Here is a 16,480-nt window from a genome sequence, read left to right on the forward strand (position 1 = left end):
ATGACACAGAACATTTCCGCCGCCGAACAGGCCCTGCGCGACGCTGCGCGCGAATACCACCGCAACCCCACCCGGGGCAAGATTTCGGTCACCCCCACCAAGCCCCTGTCCAACCAGCGCGACCTGTCGCTGGCCTACTCGCCGGGCGTGGCCTACCCTTGCCTAGACATCGCGGCCGACCCGTCCAAGGCGTTTGACTACACCTCGCGCGGCAACCTGGTGGCGGTGATCACGAACGGCACGGCCGTGCTGGGCCTGGGCGACATCGGCCCCCTGGCCAGCAAGCCGGTGATGGAGGGCAAAGGCTGCCTGTTCAAGAAGTTTGCAGGCGTGGACGTGTTCGACATCGAACTGGCCGAGCGCGACCCCGACAAGCTCATCGAGATCATTGCGGCGCTCGAGCCCACGCTGGGCGGCATCAACCTCGAAGACATCAAGGCGCCCGAGTGTTTCTACATCGAGCAAGAGCTGAGCAAGCGCATGAACATCCCGGTGTTCCATGACGACCAGCACGGCACGGCCATCATCTCCAGCGCAGCGCTGCTCAACGGCCTGGAGCTGGTTGACAAGGAGATTGGCGCGGTCAAGATCGCGGTCTCGGGCGCTGGCGCTGCTGCCATTGCCTGCGTGAACGTGATGGTGGGCCTGGGCGTGAAGGTAGAGAACATCTTCATGTGCGACTCCAAGGGCGTGATCTACCAAGGCCGCCCCGGTGGCTACGACGAGTCCAAGGCGCGCTATGCCCAGAAGACCGACGCGCGCACGCTGGCCGATGCGGTGGATGGCGCCGATGTGTTCCTGGGCTGCTCGGCCCCGGGCGTGCTCACCGCCGAGATGGTCAAGACCATGGCTCCGAAGCCCATCATCCTGGCGCTGGCCAACCCCGAGCCCGAGATCCGCCCCGAACTCGCCAAGGCCATCCGCCCCGACTGCATCATTGCCACGGGCCGCTCGGACTACCCCAACCAGGTCAACAACGTCCTGTGCTTCCCCTACATCTTCCGGGGTGCACTCGACTGCGGCGCCACCAAGATCACCGAAGCGATGAAGCTGGCCTGCGTGCGCCAGATTGCCGACCTGGCCAAAGCTGACATCAGCGAAGAAGTGGCCAGCGCCTACGCGGGCAAGGAACTCACCTTTGGCCCCGACTACCTCATCCCCACACCGTTCGACTCGCGCCTGATCCTCAAGATCGCGCCCGCCGTGGCCAAGGCGGCGGCGGAGTCCGGCGTGGCCACGCGCCCCATCACCGACATGGAGGCCTACAAGGAAACGCTGTCGCGCTTCGTCTACCAGACTGGCATGCTGATGCGCCCCGTGATCAACGCGGCCAAGGCCCTGCCTGACGCGCAAAAGCGCGTGGCCTACGCCGACGGCGAGGACGAGCGTGCTCTGCGCGCCGCACAGATGGCGATTGACGACAAGATCGCCCAGCCCATCCTCATCGGCCGCCCCGCCGTGATCGCCGCCCGCATTGCCAAGGCCGGCCTGCGCATGCAGCTGGGCAAGGATGTGGAGGTATGCAACCCCGAGGACGACCCCCGTTTCCGCCAGTACTGGGAGCACTACCACCAGCTCATGAAGCGCAACGGTGCCACGCCCGAAGTGGCCAAGGCGGCCGTGCGCCGCTCCAACACCATCATCGCCTCGCTGATGGTCAAGCTGGGCGATGCGGACGCCATGATCTGCGGCCTGGTGGGCACGTACGAGACACACCTGGAGCGCATCCACAGCATCATCGGCCGCCAGGAGGGCGTGAACGACTATGCCGCGCTCAACGCGCTGATGACCAACCGGGGCACGCTCTTCATTGCCGACACCTACGTGAACGAAGACCCCACAGCCCAGCAGCTGGCCGACATCGCCTGGATGTCCGTGCAGGAGGTTCAGCGTTTTGGCCTGCCACCCAAGGTGGCTTTCCTGTCGCATTCGAGCTATGGCTCGTCCAAGCGCGCATCGGCCAAGAAGATGCGGCTGGCCCGCGACCTGTTCGTGGCCGCCCACCCCGACATCGAATGCGATGGCGAGCTGCACGGCGATGCCGCGCTGGAGCCGAACATCCGCAATGCCTACATGGCGGACTCGACCCTGACGGACTCGGCCAACCTGCTGATCTGCCCCAACCTGGATGCCGCCAACATCCTCTACAACGTGCTCAAGACCACCACCAGCGGTGGCGTGACCGTGGGCCCCATCCTGATGGGCGCCGCCGCCACGGCCTACATCCTGACCCCGGCCGCCACCGTGCGCCGGGTGCTCAACATGACGGCGCTGGCCGTGGCCAGCGCGGCCGCTCGCCCCAAATAAGGGCACACCGAAGGGCCTGCGGAGCCCTTCACCCCCAGGGCATATCCCCTGGGCGGTGCAAACCGGCGGGCGCTTGCACCATGTGGGGAAACCCTGCATGCCCGCACGCACCACTTCAGGGAACAATGGCTGCATGCCTGGTTGCGCTACCGCGAAATCAGGCATCGATTTTGCTGAGTCCATGGCTATCCAGCCGTGTTGACGGCACCTTCCCCAGCCCTTCCCCGACAGGAGCCCCCATGAAAAAACGATCGTTCCTGCAATCCGCCGCACTGCTGGCCGCTGCCAGCACGTTTTCGCTGGCGCAAGCGCAAACGCTCACCCCTATCAAGTTCCAGCTCGACTGGCGTTTTGAAGGCCCTGCTGCGCTGTTCCTGCAGCCGGTGGCCAAGGGCTATTTCAAGGCCGCCGGGCTGGATGTGACGGTGGATGCGGGCAACGGCTCGGGCGGCGCGGTGCAGCGCGTGGCCTCAGGCACCTACGACATCGGCTTTGCCGACCTGGCCGCTGTGATGGAGTTCCACGCCAACAACCCTGACGCGCAGAACAAGCCCGTGGCGGTGATGATGGTCTACAACAACACACCCGCCTCGGTCATGGCGCTCAAGAAGAGCGGCATCACCAAACCCGCCGACCTGGCCGGCAAGAAGCTGGGAGCCCCCGTGTTCGACGCCGGCCGCCGCGCGTTCCCTATCTTCCAGAAGGCCAACGGCATCGGCGCTGTGCAGTGGACCGCCATGGACCCACCGCTGCGCGAAACCATGCTGGTGCGCGGCGACGTGGACGCCATCACCGGCTTCACCTTCACCTCGCTGCTGAACCTGGAAGCCCGCGGCGCCAAGGCCGCCGACGTGGTGGTGCTGCCCTATGCCGACTTTGGCGTGAAGCTGTATGGCAACGTGATCATCGCCAGCCCCAAGCTCATCAAGGAGAACCCGGCCGCCGTCAAGGCCTTCCTCTCGGCCTTCACCAAGGGCGCCAAGGACGTCATCGCCAACCCGGCAGCCGCCATCGAACACGTGAAGGCGCGCGACGGCATCGTGAACGTGCCGCTCGAAACCCGCCGCCTGCAACTGGCCATCGACACCGTCATCAACAGCCCCGATGCACGCGCCGAAGGTTTTGGCCAGGCCAAACCCGGCCGCCTGTCGCTGATGGCCTCCCAGGTGTCGGACGCGTTCAACACCAAGACGCGCGTGAACGCCGACGATGTGTGGAACGCCAGCTTTCTGCCCAGCGCGGCCGAGTTGAACATCCTGCCGAAGAAGTAAACAAGCAAGCAAGTTCGTCAAGCACTGCCTGTTTACTATCAATTTAATAGCTTCTTGCGCTTATCTATCAAGCGCCAGCGGCCATTTTCATTAAAAATCTTCTACCCATGCAGGCTGCCGACTCCTATTTTGTGGACTTCCGTGATGTCTGGCTCGCCTACAACGACGAGCTGCGCGCGAAGAACCAGTTTGCGGTGGAGGCCATCGACCTGCAGGTGCGGCAGGGCGAGTTCATCGCCATCGTCGGCCCTTCGGGTTGCGGCAAGTCCACCTTCATGAAACTGGCCACGGGGCTGAAGATGCCGTCGATGGGCAAGATCCTCATCGACGGCCAGCCCGTGACGGGGCCGCTCAAGGTCTCGGGCATGGCGTTTCAGGCGCCCTCGCTGCTGCCCTGGCGCACCACGGTGGACAACGTGCTGCTGCCGCTGGAAATCGTCGAGCCCTACCGCAGCCACTTCAAGCAAAAGCGCAAGGAGTACGAAGAGCGTGCCCGCAAGCTGCTCCAGAAGGTGGGCCTGGGCGGCTACGAAGACAAGTTCCCCTGGCAGCTGTCGGGGGGCATGCAGCAGCGCGCCAGCATCTGCCGCGCGCTGATCCACGAGCCCAAGATGCTGCTGCTCGACGAGCCCTTTGGCGCGCTCGATGCGTTCACGCGCGAGGAGCTGTGGTGCATCCTGCGCGACCTGTGGGCCGAGCAAAAATTCAACGTGATCCTGGTCACCCACGACCTGCGCGAGTCGGTCTTCCTGGCCGACACGGTGTATGTGATGAGCAAGAGCCCGGGCCGTTTTGTGGTGAAGAAGGAGATCGATCTGCCCCGCCCGCGCGACCTGGAAATCACCTACACCAAAGAGTTCACCGACATCGTGCACGAGCTGCGCGGCCACATCGGTGCGCTGCGCCAAAGCGGCGCGCCCATCGCCCAATAGACGCAGACCGCGTTCATCACCACCATGCACAAGAAAACCGTAGAACGCTGGTCGCCCTGGATCCTGCTGGTCGCGATCATCCTGCTGTGGCAGATCATCTGCTCGGCCTTCAATGTCTCTGAATTCATTTTCCCCAGCCCCTGGGCCATCGGCACGCAGCTGGTCGAGTTCGGGGGCGTGATCGCCGCCCACGCCTGGCGCACCTACTGGGTCACCATGGCGGGCTTTGGCATCGCCATCGTGGTGGGCGTGCTGCTGGGTTTTGTGATCGGCAGCTCACGCCTGGCCTATGCCGCCGTGTACCCGCTGATGACGGCCTTCAACGCGCTGCCCAAGGCCGCGTTCGTCCCCATCCTGGTGGTGTGGTTCGGCATTGGCGTGGGGCCGGCCATCCTCACGGCGTTTCTCATCAGCTTCTTCCCCATCATGGTCAACATCGCCACGGGGCTGGCCACCCTGGAGCCCGAGCTGGAAGACGTGTTGCGCGTGCTGGGCGCCAAGCGCTGGGACGTGCTGACCAAGGTCGGCCTGCCGCGCTCCATGCCGTACTTCTACGGCTCGCTCAAGGTGGCGATCACGCTCGCCTTTGTGGGCACGACGGTGTCGGAGATGACCGCCGCGAACGAAGGCATTGGCTACCTGCTCATCAGCGCGGGCTCGTCCATGCAGATGGGCCTGGCATTTGCGGGTCTGATGGTGGTGGGCGCCATGGCCATGGCCATGTACGAACTGTTCAGCGCCATCGAGAAGCGCACCACCGGATGGGCGCACCGGGGGTCGCAAGGGGAGTGAAGCCCTCGGCGGACACCCAGGGCGCGCGGTACCCGCACACCCAGCCGTCGTGACAACACGGCCGTTGACCGGCCTGCGGCCCGCTGCTCAGGGGAAGGACCGCCGCGAAGGGAATTCGCCATCCGACTCCCACAGTCCGGGCCGTGACCGTACACGCACGGTCCAGCCCCGCTTTCCGTGGACATAGCTGCGATAGCTGGTCGTGAACTTCCCGTCCCGGGGCTCGCTGCGGACCGCCAGAAGCTGGTCTACCGCTCCCACCCGCACTTTCTTCCACGCCGCTTTGCCCGTCTGGGCCAGTACGATGGGCTGCAGGTGGCCATCCGCAGCGCGGGCCTGCGCGTAGGTCAGTCGGTTTCCTTCGACCTGGACCAGCTTGGTCTGCGGTCCACTGTAGCTGCCCACAGGTGCCGTCAGATCCACCGTCACCAGAACAGTGGGGCTGCGCACGCCACGCAAAAGAGCGGAGTCCAGCTTGGCCAGAGGCGCCTCCAGCGTCATGCTGTCCAGCAATTCGCCGTTGCAACCTTGCAGCTGCAACACAGCCGGCGCGCCGGTGGCCTGCTCGCCGCTGGCCCAAAAACGGGCCAGTTCACGGGGGGTGACCCGCTTGTCAAGCACCAGCTTGACGCTCTGGCAACCCACAGCGGCCTGATCTCCAGCGGGCACCAGTGTGTGGGCCGCAACGAGCAAAGCCACAAGCCCCAGGCGCTTCATGACCGAGGCACCTCGATACCCGCAATGACGCCCTCGCTGGCCGCCACCCCACAGGCACCAGCACGTCGATCTGCGGGTTGACGTCCTTGTCCCGGCAGACGCCCGCTTTCTCCCACTCCCCGAGATCGTTTGGCGACGTTGTCGATCTTGAGCGGCGAGTCGTGCGCACTGCCCGGATTGCTGGCGCGCCCGGCCAGCGAGCCACCAGCCTCGACCCCGCCGGCATACGCCACGAACCGGCGCCATTGCGCCCACGCCTTGGTGGCCGCCTGGTTGACAGCCAGGATGGTGGCTTGGCTCAGCTGGCCGCCGGCGATGATGGTGCCGTGGATGACAGCGACGACAGGTTTGGCCATGCTGGATGGTGATGGAAGGCAGCCCGAAAAAGGACGTGGCAGTGTAGGTAACGGCGATACCGTGGCTTGTGACAATTTGTTCAAGCATGCCGATAAGCACGGTGTATTTCGTCCGCTTGAGCTTGTAGCGAGGGCTCACCCAGCCATCACGCGGGCGTTCGTTGGTACCCAGCGTGTACGAACTGCACTGATCAGCAGAAGGCCGACGTCTTTGCATGGACTGCTCAGCCTCATCGAAAGGCACGCCACCGGCTGGACGCGCGCGGAATGCCAAGCAAGTCAGCCGGGATACGGCGCGCTGAAACGGAATGGCGCAGGGGTGAATGAAGCACTGGCGCACCGGCTCTACCGTTCTGCGGCCTAAGTACCGCCTACCGCTTGTCTGCAAATGATTTATTGCTCCACTTTCAGGAGCATTTGACACTACCAGTACCCGGGCCTCCCCCCTGCCGCTACACTCGCCGCCTCCGTTGACAACAGGATCCTGCACATGCGGTTGGACATCTTCTTGCGGCCTTGGGCGCTTCTGGGTTGCGCAGGCCTTGCGGCGTGCGGTGGCACACAACCCACCCAGCCCGCAGCGACCGCACCGGCCACCACGACCGCTGTGGCACCCGCAGGCGGCCCCATCAAGGTGGGCATCGCCTTGGGCGGCGGCGCAGCCAAGGGTTTTGCACACATCGGTGTGATCAAGATGCTGGAAGCCAATGGCTTCGCGCCCGCCGTCGTCTCCGGCACCAGCGCAGGCAGCGTGGTGGGCGCGCTGTACGCCAGCGGCATGAACGCGTTCGAGATGCAGGAGAAGGCCGTGGCGCTGGACGAAGCCAAGATCCGCGACCTGCAGCTTTCCTCGGGCGGCCTGGTGCTGGGCCAGAAGCTGGAAGACTATGTGAACGAGCAGGTGCGCCGCAAGCCGCTGGAGCAGATGGCCAAGCCCTTCGTGGTGGTGGCCACACGGCTCGAAGACGGCGAGCGCACCGTGTTCGCACGCGGCAACACGGGGCAGGCGGTGCGTGCATCGAGCAGCGTGCCCGGCGTGTTCCAGCCCGTCTCCATTGGCAAGTACCACTTTGTCGACGGCGGCATCGTGAGCCCCGTACCCGTCGACGCCGCGCGCCAGCTGGGTGCCGACATCGTGATTGCCGTGGACATCTCCAACAAGGCCCGGGGCCAGACGCCGGGCAACATGCTGGGCGCGCTGAACCAGTCGATTGCCATCATGGGCCAGAAGCTGGGCGAGGCCGAACTGGCGCGCGCCGACGTGGTCATCCGCCCCAAAGTGCTGGACATCGGCCCGGCCGATTTCAGCCAGCGCGCCAGCGCCATCGTGGAAGGCGAAAAGGCGGCCCTGGCCGTGATGCCGCAGATCCGCGAACGCATTGCGCAATTGCAGGCCGAGCGCGCCCGCGCCGCGCAACAGACCCAGCAGAAGGTGCTGGAGGCCGAGCACAAGGCGTGTTTGGACAACCGCTCACGCCTGCAGCGGTTGGCGGGCATGGCGGGAATGGGCAAGGGGTGCCCTGCGCCAGCCACCAGGTAGGCCAGGACGGCTTGGCGAAGCGAAGTGACGTGAAGCGCACGGCGCAGCGCCAGGCTTTCGACTTCCACCGCTTGGCGGAAACGGCTGCTGCGACTGCTGCGGGCTCAGCCCTCAAGCCTGCAGTTCAGGCGGCGCCGCATAAAAGCATGCATGCATGTCACACAATGTTCTTGGCATGCCCCATGCATGCGGCTGGGCACAACACCCCACAGCCCGGAGACACTCCATGCCTGCCCTCATGCCCGCAGCGCCCCCTCAGCCCGATGCCCCCTCGGCCATTGCCGCCAACGACGGCGCCTACCTGCGCCAGGCCATCGCGTGGTCGTGCCGGGCCCGCGCGCGCGGCAACCCGCCGTTTGGTGCGGTGGTGATCAGCGCGCGGGGCGAGCTGCTGTCCGAGGCGTATTGCAACACCGTCGAGACGGGGGACTGCACCGGCCACGCCGAGACCAATGCTGTGCGCCAGATCAGCGCGCGTGTGGACCGCGACACGCTGGCCCAGGCCACGCTCTACACGTCGGCCGAGCCCTGTGTGATGTGTGCGGGCGCCATCTTCTGGTCGGGCATCGGCCGTGTGGTGTTTGGTATCGACGCGGCGCGCCTGCGAGCCATGCAGGGCACGCGCGCCCAACGGGACGGTACGGCTGCAGCGGCCCTTTCGGGGCGCGACGTGCTGGCTGCATCGCCCCGCTTCATCGAATGCATCGGCCCCGCCCTGGTGGCCGAAGCCAGCGCGCCGCACGTGGGGTTCTGGTCGTCCTGAGCGGGCAGGCGTTGCCAATTTTCAAGTGTTTTTGGCCTCTACCGCTTATCTGCAGGGCATAATTAGCTACTTATTTAATAGCAAACCACCCAAACCATGCCTTGGCACGCGCGCCTGCAGCTGAACTACTCGGTAGAAAACGCCCGCACCGTCGCGCGCTATGAACACAACGGGCCACTGCGCATTCTGCAAAGCCTGTACCCGGAGGGCGATGCGGTGTGCCACAACGTGCTGGTGCACCCACCCGGTGGCCTGGTGGGTGGCGACACGCTGGACATCACCGCCACCGTGGGCCCGGGCGCCCATGGCCTGGTCACCACCCCCGGCGCCACACGCTTTTACCGATCCACCGGCCCGCTGGCGCTGCAGCGCAGCCACCTCACGCTCGCCGAAGGTGCGCGGCTGGAATGGTTGCCACTGGAGGCGCTTTGCTACAACGCCTGCAATGCCGAGAACCACCTCACGCTGAACCTTGCACCCGGCGCCGAATGCATGGGCTGGGACGTGACGGCCCTGGGCCTGCCCCACGCCGACCAACCCTTTGAAACCGGCCGGTTCGTGCAGCACCTTGAAGTGCCCGGCCTGTGGCTGGAGCGCGGCGCCATCCACGCGGCCGACCACCGGCTGATGCACAGCCCGCTGGGACTGGCCGGGCACCGCTGTGTAGCCAGCCTGTTTTTTGCGGCGGGCGCTCCGCTGGACCGGGCGCGGCGCGACACCTCGCTGGACACCGCCCGCGCCGTGATGGACACCCATGCGCTCAAGGCGACCGCAGGGGCCACCAGCCCCAATGCGCAGATGGTCGTGGTCCGCGTGCTGGCGCCGCAGGTGGAGCCAGCGATGCAGTTGCTCAAGGCCGTGCGAACGGCATGGCGGCAGGCGCTGTGGGAACTGGCTGGCGAGGCGCCGCGGATTTGGGCGATGTAGCGCAAGAGCTCAGGCGCTTTGCAGCCCATCCTTTCGACACGGACCTGCAGGAAGACGGATGTGCCGTCTCCATACCCTTCAGAGGGCCTCCAAGGGCCTCCCAATCCCGGACGCATCGCCAAGCCCCGTCATCAGGCAAACGGGGTACCAGGATACCCCGCAGCCCAGCGCTGCTGCCAACCCGCGACCCACTCCAGAACCTGGTCTGCCGGCATAGGCCGTGCAATGAAGTACCCCTGGGCCAGGTCGCATCCCGTATCTTTCAAGAATTCCCAGTCGGCGGCGTCTTCCACACCTTCCGCCACCACCTCCATGCCCAGTTCCTTGGCAAGGCCCAGGCTGGCATAAAAAATGGCCCGCAAGGTTTCGTTGTGGTGGGCCCCATGGACAAAACTCCGGTCAATCTTGAGTTGGTCAAACGGCACATCGCGCAACTGCACCAGCGACGAATGGCCCGTGCCGAAATCGTCTATCGAAAGCTTGAACCGGCGCAAGCGCAGGCGCGTCAGGATCTCCAGGGGCGCCCGCAGGTCCTTCATCAACTGGCTTTCCGTCACCTCCAGAACGATGGACTGTGGTGCGACCCCTGCAGCGGCGGCTGCAGACGTGATCTGCTCGGGGAATTCCAATGCATTCAGGTTGTCCATGGACACATTGACGGCCACCTTGATCTTCAAACCTTGAAGCGCCCATGAGGCGCTGTCTCGCAACGCCTGCGCCAACACCACCTGGGTGAGCGCGTCGATCAAGCCGTGGGCTTCGGCCATGCCGATGAACTGGTCTGGAAACACCAATCCGTCCTGCGGATGGCGCCACCGCACCAGGGTCTCCACACCCACCACAGCGCCGGTGGAGACCGAGACTTTGGGCTGGTAGTAGTTAAGCAGTTCTCCCGCCTCGATGCCCTGGGCCAGGCGCTCGACGGCATAGCCCTTGCCTTGCAGGTGTTGGGTCACCCCTGCCGGCGGCACCCATCTCTCGACCAGTTGGTGCAACGCCTGCGGCGACACCGGTTTTTGCAGGCTGCCCAGCACTTCAATGTGATGGGCCTGCACCAGCGTACGGGCCGACTGCAGGGTGCGCTCGTCCTCACCGCTGACCAGGATCAGGCTGCCCGCATACCCGTGCTCCACCAACTTGCGCACGAACTCGATGCCATCCATGCCGGGCATATTCAGGTCGCACAGGATGATTTGGGGTGCAAGCGCGGCATCGTCCACCCGCTCCAGGGCGGTCTGACCGTTGTCGCAAGTCGCGACACGGGTGAAACCCAGATTCATCAGCAACCGGGCCAGCAGCTTGAGCATGAAGGGCTCGTCATCGAGCACCAGGATGTGGATGTCCGACTTGGCGCTCATGGTGCACCGTCCTGCCTGTCGTTGGACAAAAGCTCGGCCAGGTGCCGATCAACGGCGCTCATCTCCAGCTTGAAGTGCTCAAACGCCAGCGCCAGCGCGTCGATTTGACCGGCTGCGCCAACCTGCTCCATGTCCGCACAAAGGTCACCCAGCGCCATGGCCCCCACCGAGCGTGCGGCCGACTTGAGCTTGTGCACTGCGGCCACGGTCTTGGCCGCGCTGCCAGCGCAGTAGGCTTGGCTTACCTCCTGCGCAATGCGCGCAGCACTGATGCGAAAGGTCTGCAGGAACTCGCGGATGAGCTGTGGGTCGTCTCCCACCAGGCTGCGCAGGATCTGGATGTCCACAGGCCCTGTGGGCGGGGATTGCATATCGCTGGTCACCCCCTCCGCCACAGGCACAGCGGACGCAGGCTTGGGCAACCAGCGCTCCAGCAAGTCCTGCAGCTCCGACAGCGGAGCGGGCTTGCTCATGTAGTCGTCCATGCCCGCATCCTTGCAACGCTGGGCTTCGGTCTTGAGTGCATTGGCGGTCAGCGCGAGGATGCGCACCGGGGGTTCCACCGCTTTCCCGGCACGTACGAGGGCATTGGCACGCTCTTGCTCCTCGGCGCGGATGACGGAAGCGAGCTGATAGCCATCCATGCCGGGCATGTGCAGATCGGTCACGATCAGGGCATAGTCACCGCTGCGCCAGCGGATCAGCGCCTGCAGCCCATCGCCCGTCAGGTCTGCGGTCAGCCCCAGCAACGACAGCTGTTGCATGATGACCTTCTGGTTGATGTCGTTGTCCTCCACCACCAGGATCAGGCGACGCTGGCGTCGCGCTTCTTCGCGCGACAGCGCTATCGGCACGGCCGCGTAGCGCGCAGGCGCCAGTGCGTTCTGTTCGTCCTGGTGCGGAACACGGCCCGCCGCGACGGCCACCGCACGGAGCAGCGCGCTGCGGGTCAGCACGTTGCCGTCCACGGAGACGCTGTCTGCGTCGAACTGCTGCGGATAGCGGTGAGGCCCGTGGCCTATGACCACAAAATGGGGCGCCAGACCCGGGTTGGCGCGTGCGATGGCGCGCAGGCTGTCCAGCGAGGGGGGCTTGTCGGCTTCGGTATTGACCACCCAGACCCAGGGGCCGGGCGCCAGGGTGGGCGCCAGTTGACCGGCCGCGTCCAGATTCACCACCTGCTGGGTTTGCGCCCCGGCATTGGCCAGATACGTCACCAGGTCGCCGGTGCGCGTCTTGCCGTTGCCAATGATGAGACAGGACAGGCCAGCCACCAACGATGGTGCAGGTTGCGCTTCGCCGCCCGCCGGCGAAACACAGGTAAAAGGCAGGCGCAGGGTGAAGGTGGAGCCGGCGCCCGGCGCACTGACCACGGAAATGCTGCCCCCCATGCGCTGCGCCAGATTGCCGGAAATGACCAGGCCCAGCCCCGTGCCGCCAAAGCGCCGGGTCGTGGATACGTCGGCCTGGGTAAAGGCCGTGAACAGCGTGGCCAGCGTGGCTTCCCCCATGCCAATACCGTTGTCGATGACCTGGAATTCGAGCGTGACGCTCTGGGGTTGTTGCTGCACCAGCACCGCGCGCACCGCCACCCGCCCGGCAGTGCGTCCACCTGCAGAAAACTTGATGGCGTTGTTGACCAGATTGATCAGTATCTGGCGCAGACGCAAGGCATCGCCCAATACGCTGTGGGGAATCTCGGGATCGGTAAACAGTGTCAGTTCCACACCCTGCTTTTCGGCCAGGCGGTTGAGCATGGCGCAGACTTTTTCGACTACCTCCCCCACGGCCATGGGCTCGCTCTCCACATCGAGGTGGCCCGCCTCGATCTTGGAGAAATCAAGAATGTCTTCAATGATGCTCAATAGCGAAAACGCGGACTCCCGGATCAGGTCCACCATGGCAACCTGCGGGCTCTTCAGGCTGGAGCGCGCAAGCACGTCGATCATGCCAATGACGCCGTTCATGGGCGTGCGGATTTCGTGGCTCATGGCCGCCAGAAAGTTGGACTTGGCCTGGGCAGCCGCATTTGCTTCGTTGCGCGCCTGTTCCAGTTCTGCACTGCGCTGGCGTTCACGCACATTGGCGTTGGCCAGATCGCCGTACAGACGGCTGTTTTCCAGCAGCAAGACAACCAGCACAAAAGACGATGCCAGCAGCCCATAGACGCGCCCGCCATAGAAGCCCAGGTCGAAACGCGCGCCGTTCAATACCGACGCGAGGGCAATGTCCAGCAGCCATGCCACCAGCGTCACCATCAGCCACAGGTCCAACACACTGCGGGCCTTGCGCCACAGGTACAGCAGCGCCGCCAGCGACAAGGTCCACGTGCAGAAAGCCACCAGAAGCTTGCCGGAATCGTCCTGGTTACCGCGCATCAGCAGCGGCAGGGCATCGTGGCCGACCGTGGTCAGCAGCACCAGCGCCATCGCCAGCGCCATGGCGCCCACAATGGCCAAAGCAATGGCCCGGTGCGCCGACCCTGCTGCCCGCACCTGACGGGTCGCATCGTGGGCCGCAGGCTCCTTCAACCAGACATAGGCGACGACAAACAGTGGAAAGCCGCCATGCCATAGAAAGTACAACCAGGCCGTGGTTTGCGGCCCCGCGCCCAATACGCCAGTGGGGGCAAAAAGCCCGGGAAAGCTCAGTGCATGTGCCACCGCCATGCATGCACAGAAGAGGTAGCCAGTCCCCAGCACCAGCAGTGCACGGGATCGCAGGAAGCTGTATTGCCCGAGCAGCAAAACGGCAGTGATCAGGTCATTGGTAACCAGCGCAGTCTGGTAAATCGGAATGAATGCGCTGACTTGCGGCAAGGCCACGCGCGCGAAAGGCGCCGCCGCCACAAAGATCAGGAAGGACGCACACAGCGCTATGCATGCCATGCGCCGGTGGCGTGTGTCAGCCGCCAGCGTGGACAGGAATTCCGAGCGGTTGTTGCCGGAAGAATTACCCAAAGAATGCGTGGTGTCCAACGCAGCCCCCTCCCTCTGCCATCGTTTCCGACGCCGCAGGTGCCTCTGAGTGGGCATTGGCAGGCGCCGTGTGGGTTCATCCCATCGTACGAAATCAGCTTAGTGCAACTACCGGATGGGGGCAAGGGAAATCGATGCAGCGCCAATGGTCATGCGTTACCCCGTCAATGAAGCCGAAAGCACCTGCAGACTCAGAAATCACGCACGGTCGGCGCAGCACCCGTGGCAGCAGCCATTGCCCTGAAACCTTCTAGGGTCCTTCCGTCCGAGACGGACTCGCTAGCGCTTTTGGCACAGCGCCTCGCCGCTGCTGACTACGCCCCGGCCGCTGAGCCAGGCCGCCGCATCCTTGGCCCCCGCACAATTCGCCCAGGCCAGCAGGGAGATGTTTTTCTTGTCCAGCCGGTGGACGTCGAGTGGGGTCTTGGCGTTCATCACCTCCAGCTTCTCGACGCTGTTCTCTATGACGGCCCGGATGAACGGCGGCCTGCCATCGGAATTCGGATCGTTAGGGTCCGCCCCAAAATCGAGAAGCGCTTTCACCGTGGCGACATCGCCGAAGAAGATTGCCATCTCCAGGGGGTTCAGGGGGTTGCAGCCCGGACAGGTCGGGCGCACGTTGGCGTTGTTGTGCCGGCTGAGCATCTCCACCACCATCTGCGCCTGCGGCGGATGGTCCTCCATCCCCACGGTCAGGTACATCAGCAATGGCGTGTCCTGCCGTTGCCCTGCGTACTTGGGGTAGGGGTAGTTGACGTTCAGGGGCAAACCCCGCTGGAGCAAGCCCTTGAACCCTTCCGGGCACCTTCGTGCAAAAACACCGACGTTGGTTTCGGAAAACTCCTGGTTGTCAAATACCCCCTGCACCCTGGCGCCTTGCGCCACCAGAGAATCAATCTCTTTCCAGCGGGTGGACACGCTGGAGCACTGGGCCAGGAGCTTGCCGAGCACCAGCGTCGTTTGGTCAGCAAGAAGACGGGCCTGGGCCGGGTTTTCCTTTGCAGCGGACACAGCGGCATCCAGAAGCAAGGGGTAGATGCCAGATGCGGCGGCGGGGTTCATCCGGGCCCTGGCCAACCAGCCACGTTGGGCTGGGCTGGCTCCGGCATGGAGCATTCGCCGCACGCCTTCGATGCCATTGGTGTCAATCAAGGTCGTCATCACGCCATCGTCGTTGGCGGCACTGGGCCCAGCCTCTGCCAGCAGGTAATCGAAGGTTTCCGCGGGAATGCGCGGGGTACTGAACTGCAAGAGCTGAAGTGCGACGCTTTGCGACGAACGGGGCGGTGAGCGGCGCAGAAGGCCTCTCCGGTTCAATGTCCTCAACGCCGCAACCCCCAGGTCCGGTGGCATCAGAATCACTTCCTTCAAGAGGTAGATCCGCTGGTGGAGGTCATGTTCGCCGCCTTCCCCATCATCGAGCCGAGGCAGGATGTCTTTGGCAAACAGCGCGTTGAACTCGTCCTGGAAAGGAATCTTTTCGCCCCGCGTGCCCTGGTTGCTGGCCAGCAAGCTTTGCGACGCCGAGCTCCAGGAGGCCTTTCCGTCGGCATTGCGGGGGACTTGCCCAGCGCGCAGCAAGGCGGAGATCTTCGTGAGGGTGTCGCCTCTCGGTGCATCCAGTGCAGCGCTCAGGTGCGTGCTCAGGCTCATCAGATCGTTCAGGTATTGCCCGCAGACAAATCTCGTTTGGGCTTTGGTGTCCAGCCGGTGAAACCAGTTCTTCTGCCCGGATGACAGGGCGTCGAAAGCCGCCTGGTCCATGTCGGGCGCAATTTGCCCCGGGCAAGTGGCCGAAACCGGAACCTCACGGCCGCTGACCGCTGCTGCGAGCGCAGGGGGCACAGGGGGCGACACACCCACGCGGGCCACCGGGAACAAGTCGGTGGCCCCCATGGCAAACCCGCTGGCCTCGTAGTACAGATAGCCGCTCAGGACCTTTCTAGGGACAGTGGATTTCTCGGTGGCGCTGCTGACGGCGTATTCATGGCCGACCGGAAGCTGGAGCAACACACCACCGTCCATCCCCAGACCGCACAGCGGCGCCGAACGGTCCGCAGGGTCCACGTCCATGACCCTGCGCACTTGATCCGGCGGCAATACCGGGCCTTCAAAAAACCTCGTGCTCCATTGGCCGTTGTCGTCCTTGTGCCGTGTGTGGATACGGCCGTTGGATCTCTCCACACGCAGCACGGCGGTGCCGTTTTCTTCGAGGGCATAGTCACCCAGCAAAGTCTCGGCGCAGTCAAGGGCTGCTGCCGCTTGGGAAAACACAGAGAACCAACAAAAAAACAGGATCTGGAGAATAGTGGACTGTTGCATTCGATAACGTGGCGGCGGAAAGGCCGCCGCTCTGAGGTCACAGGGTGATGCGGGAGAAAAACGTGGTGAATGGCAAGACCCGGGCGGGCGTTCTGCATGCAGCCACTGCGTTGCTGGAGAGTCCCTGTCGAGGCAAAGGCAGTGGGAGCAGCCACACCAAAGCCGATGCGTACGATACGCCACCGGTGTCACTCTCCAGGGGAACTGACGTCGTGGG

The 16,480-nt window shown here is 64.4% G+C and carries 12 protein-coding genes; 7 read left to right on the top strand and 5 right to left on the bottom strand.

What is annotated here, in order from left to right; translation table 11 throughout:
• The 4 genes from ARADN35_RS0110165 to ARADN35_RS0110180 all read left to right on the top strand — a co-directional run bounded on the left by ARADN35_RS0110165 (position 1) and on the right by ARADN35_RS0110180 (position 5,302).
• Positions 1-2,307: an NADP-dependent malic enzyme gene (locus ARADN35_RS0110165; protein WP_010461724.1), complete on the top strand. Its 2,307-nt coding sequence runs from the start codon at positions 1-3 to the stop codon at positions 2,305-2,307.
• 239 nt (positions 2,308-2,546) lie between these two features.
• The gene (locus ARADN35_RS0110170) at positions 2,547-3,578 is read left to right on the top strand and encodes an ABC transporter substrate-binding protein (RefSeq protein ID WP_010461725.1); all 1,032 of its coding nucleotides are present in this window, start codon (positions 2,547-2,549) and stop codon (positions 3,576-3,578) included.
• Positions 3,579-3,685: 107 nt separating this feature from the next.
• Entirely contained in the window at positions 3,686-4,510 is an 825-nt protein-coding gene (locus ARADN35_RS0110175; RefSeq protein WP_010461726.1) for an ABC transporter ATP-binding protein, read from the top strand.
• A gap of 24 nt (positions 4,511-4,534) precedes the next feature.
• Entirely contained in the window at positions 4,535-5,302 is a 768-nt protein-coding gene (locus tag ARADN35_RS0110180; protein ID WP_010461728.1) for an ABC transporter permease, read from the top strand.
• An 87-nt stretch (positions 5,303-5,389) separates the two neighbouring features.
• Here the strand turns inward: ARADN35_RS0110180 and ARADN35_RS26180 are convergent, their stop codons facing one another.
• Together ARADN35_RS26180 and ARADN35_RS0110190 are read right to left on the bottom strand one after the other, a co-directional pair.
• Positions 5,390-6,019 (bottom strand): hypothetical protein, encoded by a 630-nt coding sequence (locus ARADN35_RS26180; protein ID WP_010461730.1) that lies wholly within the window; start codon positions 6,017-6,019, stop codon positions 5,390-5,392.
• Positions 6,016-6,375, bottom strand: coding sequence for a hypothetical protein (locus ARADN35_RS0110190; protein ID WP_010461732.1), 360 nt, complete (start codon positions 6,373-6,375; stop codon positions 6,016-6,018). The genes ARADN35_RS26180 and ARADN35_RS0110190 overlap by 4 nt, the downstream gene beginning before the upstream one ends.
• 490 nt (positions 6,376-6,865) lie before the next feature.
• On the opposite strand from ARADN35_RS0110190, the gene ARADN35_RS0110195 reads away from it, so the two are divergent.
• The 3 genes from ARADN35_RS0110195 (at position 6,866) to ARADN35_RS0110205 (ending at position 9,605) form a co-directional block, all read left to right on the top strand.
• Positions 6,866-7,915, top strand: a complete 1,050-nt coding sequence (locus tag ARADN35_RS0110195; RefSeq protein ID WP_010461734.1) for a patatin-like phospholipase family protein — start codon at positions 6,866-6,868, stop codon at positions 7,913-7,915.
• A 226-nt stretch (positions 7,916-8,141) separates the two neighbouring features.
• Positions 8,142-8,678 carry a nucleoside deaminase gene (locus tag ARADN35_RS0110200; protein ID WP_010461735.1) on the top strand — a complete coding sequence of 179 codons (537 nt, stop codon included), beginning with the start codon at positions 8,142-8,144 and terminating at the stop codon, positions 8,676-8,678.
• Between the two features lie 96 nt (positions 8,679-8,774).
• Positions 8,775-9,605: an urease accessory protein UreD gene (locus tag ARADN35_RS0110205; RefSeq protein ID WP_010461736.1), complete on the top strand. Its 831-nt coding sequence runs from the start codon at positions 8,775-8,777 to the stop codon at positions 9,603-9,605.
• A 131-nt stretch (positions 9,606-9,736) separates the two neighbouring features.
• Here the strand turns inward: ARADN35_RS0110205 and ARADN35_RS0110210 are convergent, their stop codons facing one another.
• From ARADN35_RS0110210 to ARADN35_RS0110220, 3 genes are all read right to left on the bottom strand, one after another.
• Positions 9,737-10,963 (bottom strand): EAL domain-containing response regulator, encoded by a 1,227-nt coding sequence (locus ARADN35_RS0110210; protein WP_010461737.1) that lies wholly within the window; start codon positions 10,961-10,963, stop codon positions 9,737-9,739.
• A complete protein-coding gene (locus ARADN35_RS0110215) occupies positions 10,960-13,923 on the bottom strand; it encodes a hybrid sensor histidine kinase/response regulator (protein WP_159103187.1) in 2,964 nt (987 codons plus the stop codon). Before ARADN35_RS0110215 ends, ARADN35_RS0110210 begins: the two co-directional genes overlap by 4 nt.
• Positions 13,924-14,220: 297 nt before the next feature.
• Positions 14,221-16,455, bottom strand: a complete 2,235-nt coding sequence (locus tag ARADN35_RS0110220; protein WP_139019185.1) for an ankyrin repeat domain-containing protein — start codon at positions 16,453-16,455, stop codon at positions 14,221-14,223.
• Positions 16,456-16,480 lie beyond the last annotated feature (25 nt).

The sequence above is a fragment of the Acidovorax radicis N35 genome (assembly GCF_000204195.1).
GTDB lineage: Bacteria > Pseudomonadota > Gammaproteobacteria > Burkholderiales > Burkholderiaceae_C > Acidovorax > Acidovorax radicis.

Bases quoted from the DNA above. Each gene is read 5' to 3' on its own strand.
- ARADN35_RS0110195 (WP_010461734.1), top strand. From the start codon at position 6,866: ATGCGGTTGGACATCTTCTTGCGGCCTTGGGCGCTTCTGGGTTGCGCA.
- ARADN35_RS0110175 (WP_010461726.1), top strand. From the start codon at position 3,686: ATGCAGGCTGCCGACTCCTATTTTGTGGACTTCCGTGATGTCTGGCTC.
- ARADN35_RS0110205 (WP_010461736.1), top strand. From the start codon at position 8,775: ATGCCTTGGCACGCGCGCCTGCAGCTGAACTACTCGGTAGAAAACGCC.
- ARADN35_RS0110210 (WP_010461737.1), bottom strand. From the start codon at position 10,963: ATGAGCGCCAAGTCGGACATCCACATCCTGGTGCTCGATGACGAGCCC.
- ARADN35_RS0110200 (WP_010461735.1), top strand. From the start codon at position 8,142: ATGCCTGCCCTCATGCCCGCAGCGCCCCCTCAGCCCGATGCCCCCTCG.
- ARADN35_RS0110190 (WP_010461732.1), bottom strand. From the start codon at position 6,375: ATGGCCAAACCTGTCGTCGCTGTCATCCACGGCACCATCATCGCCGGC.
- ARADN35_RS0110180 (WP_010461728.1), top strand. From the start codon at position 4,535: ATGCACAAGAAAACCGTAGAACGCTGGTCGCCCTGGATCCTGCTGGTC.
- ARADN35_RS0110165 (WP_010461724.1), top strand. From the start codon at position 1: ATGACACAGAACATTTCCGCCGCCGAACAGGCCCTGCGCGACGCTGCG.
- ARADN35_RS26180 (WP_010461730.1), bottom strand. From the start codon at position 6,019: ATGAAGCGCCTGGGGCTTGTGGCTTTGCTCGTTGCGGCCCACACACTG.
- ARADN35_RS0110170 (WP_010461725.1), top strand. From the start codon at position 2,547: ATGAAAAAACGATCGTTCCTGCAATCCGCCGCACTGCTGGCCGCTGCC.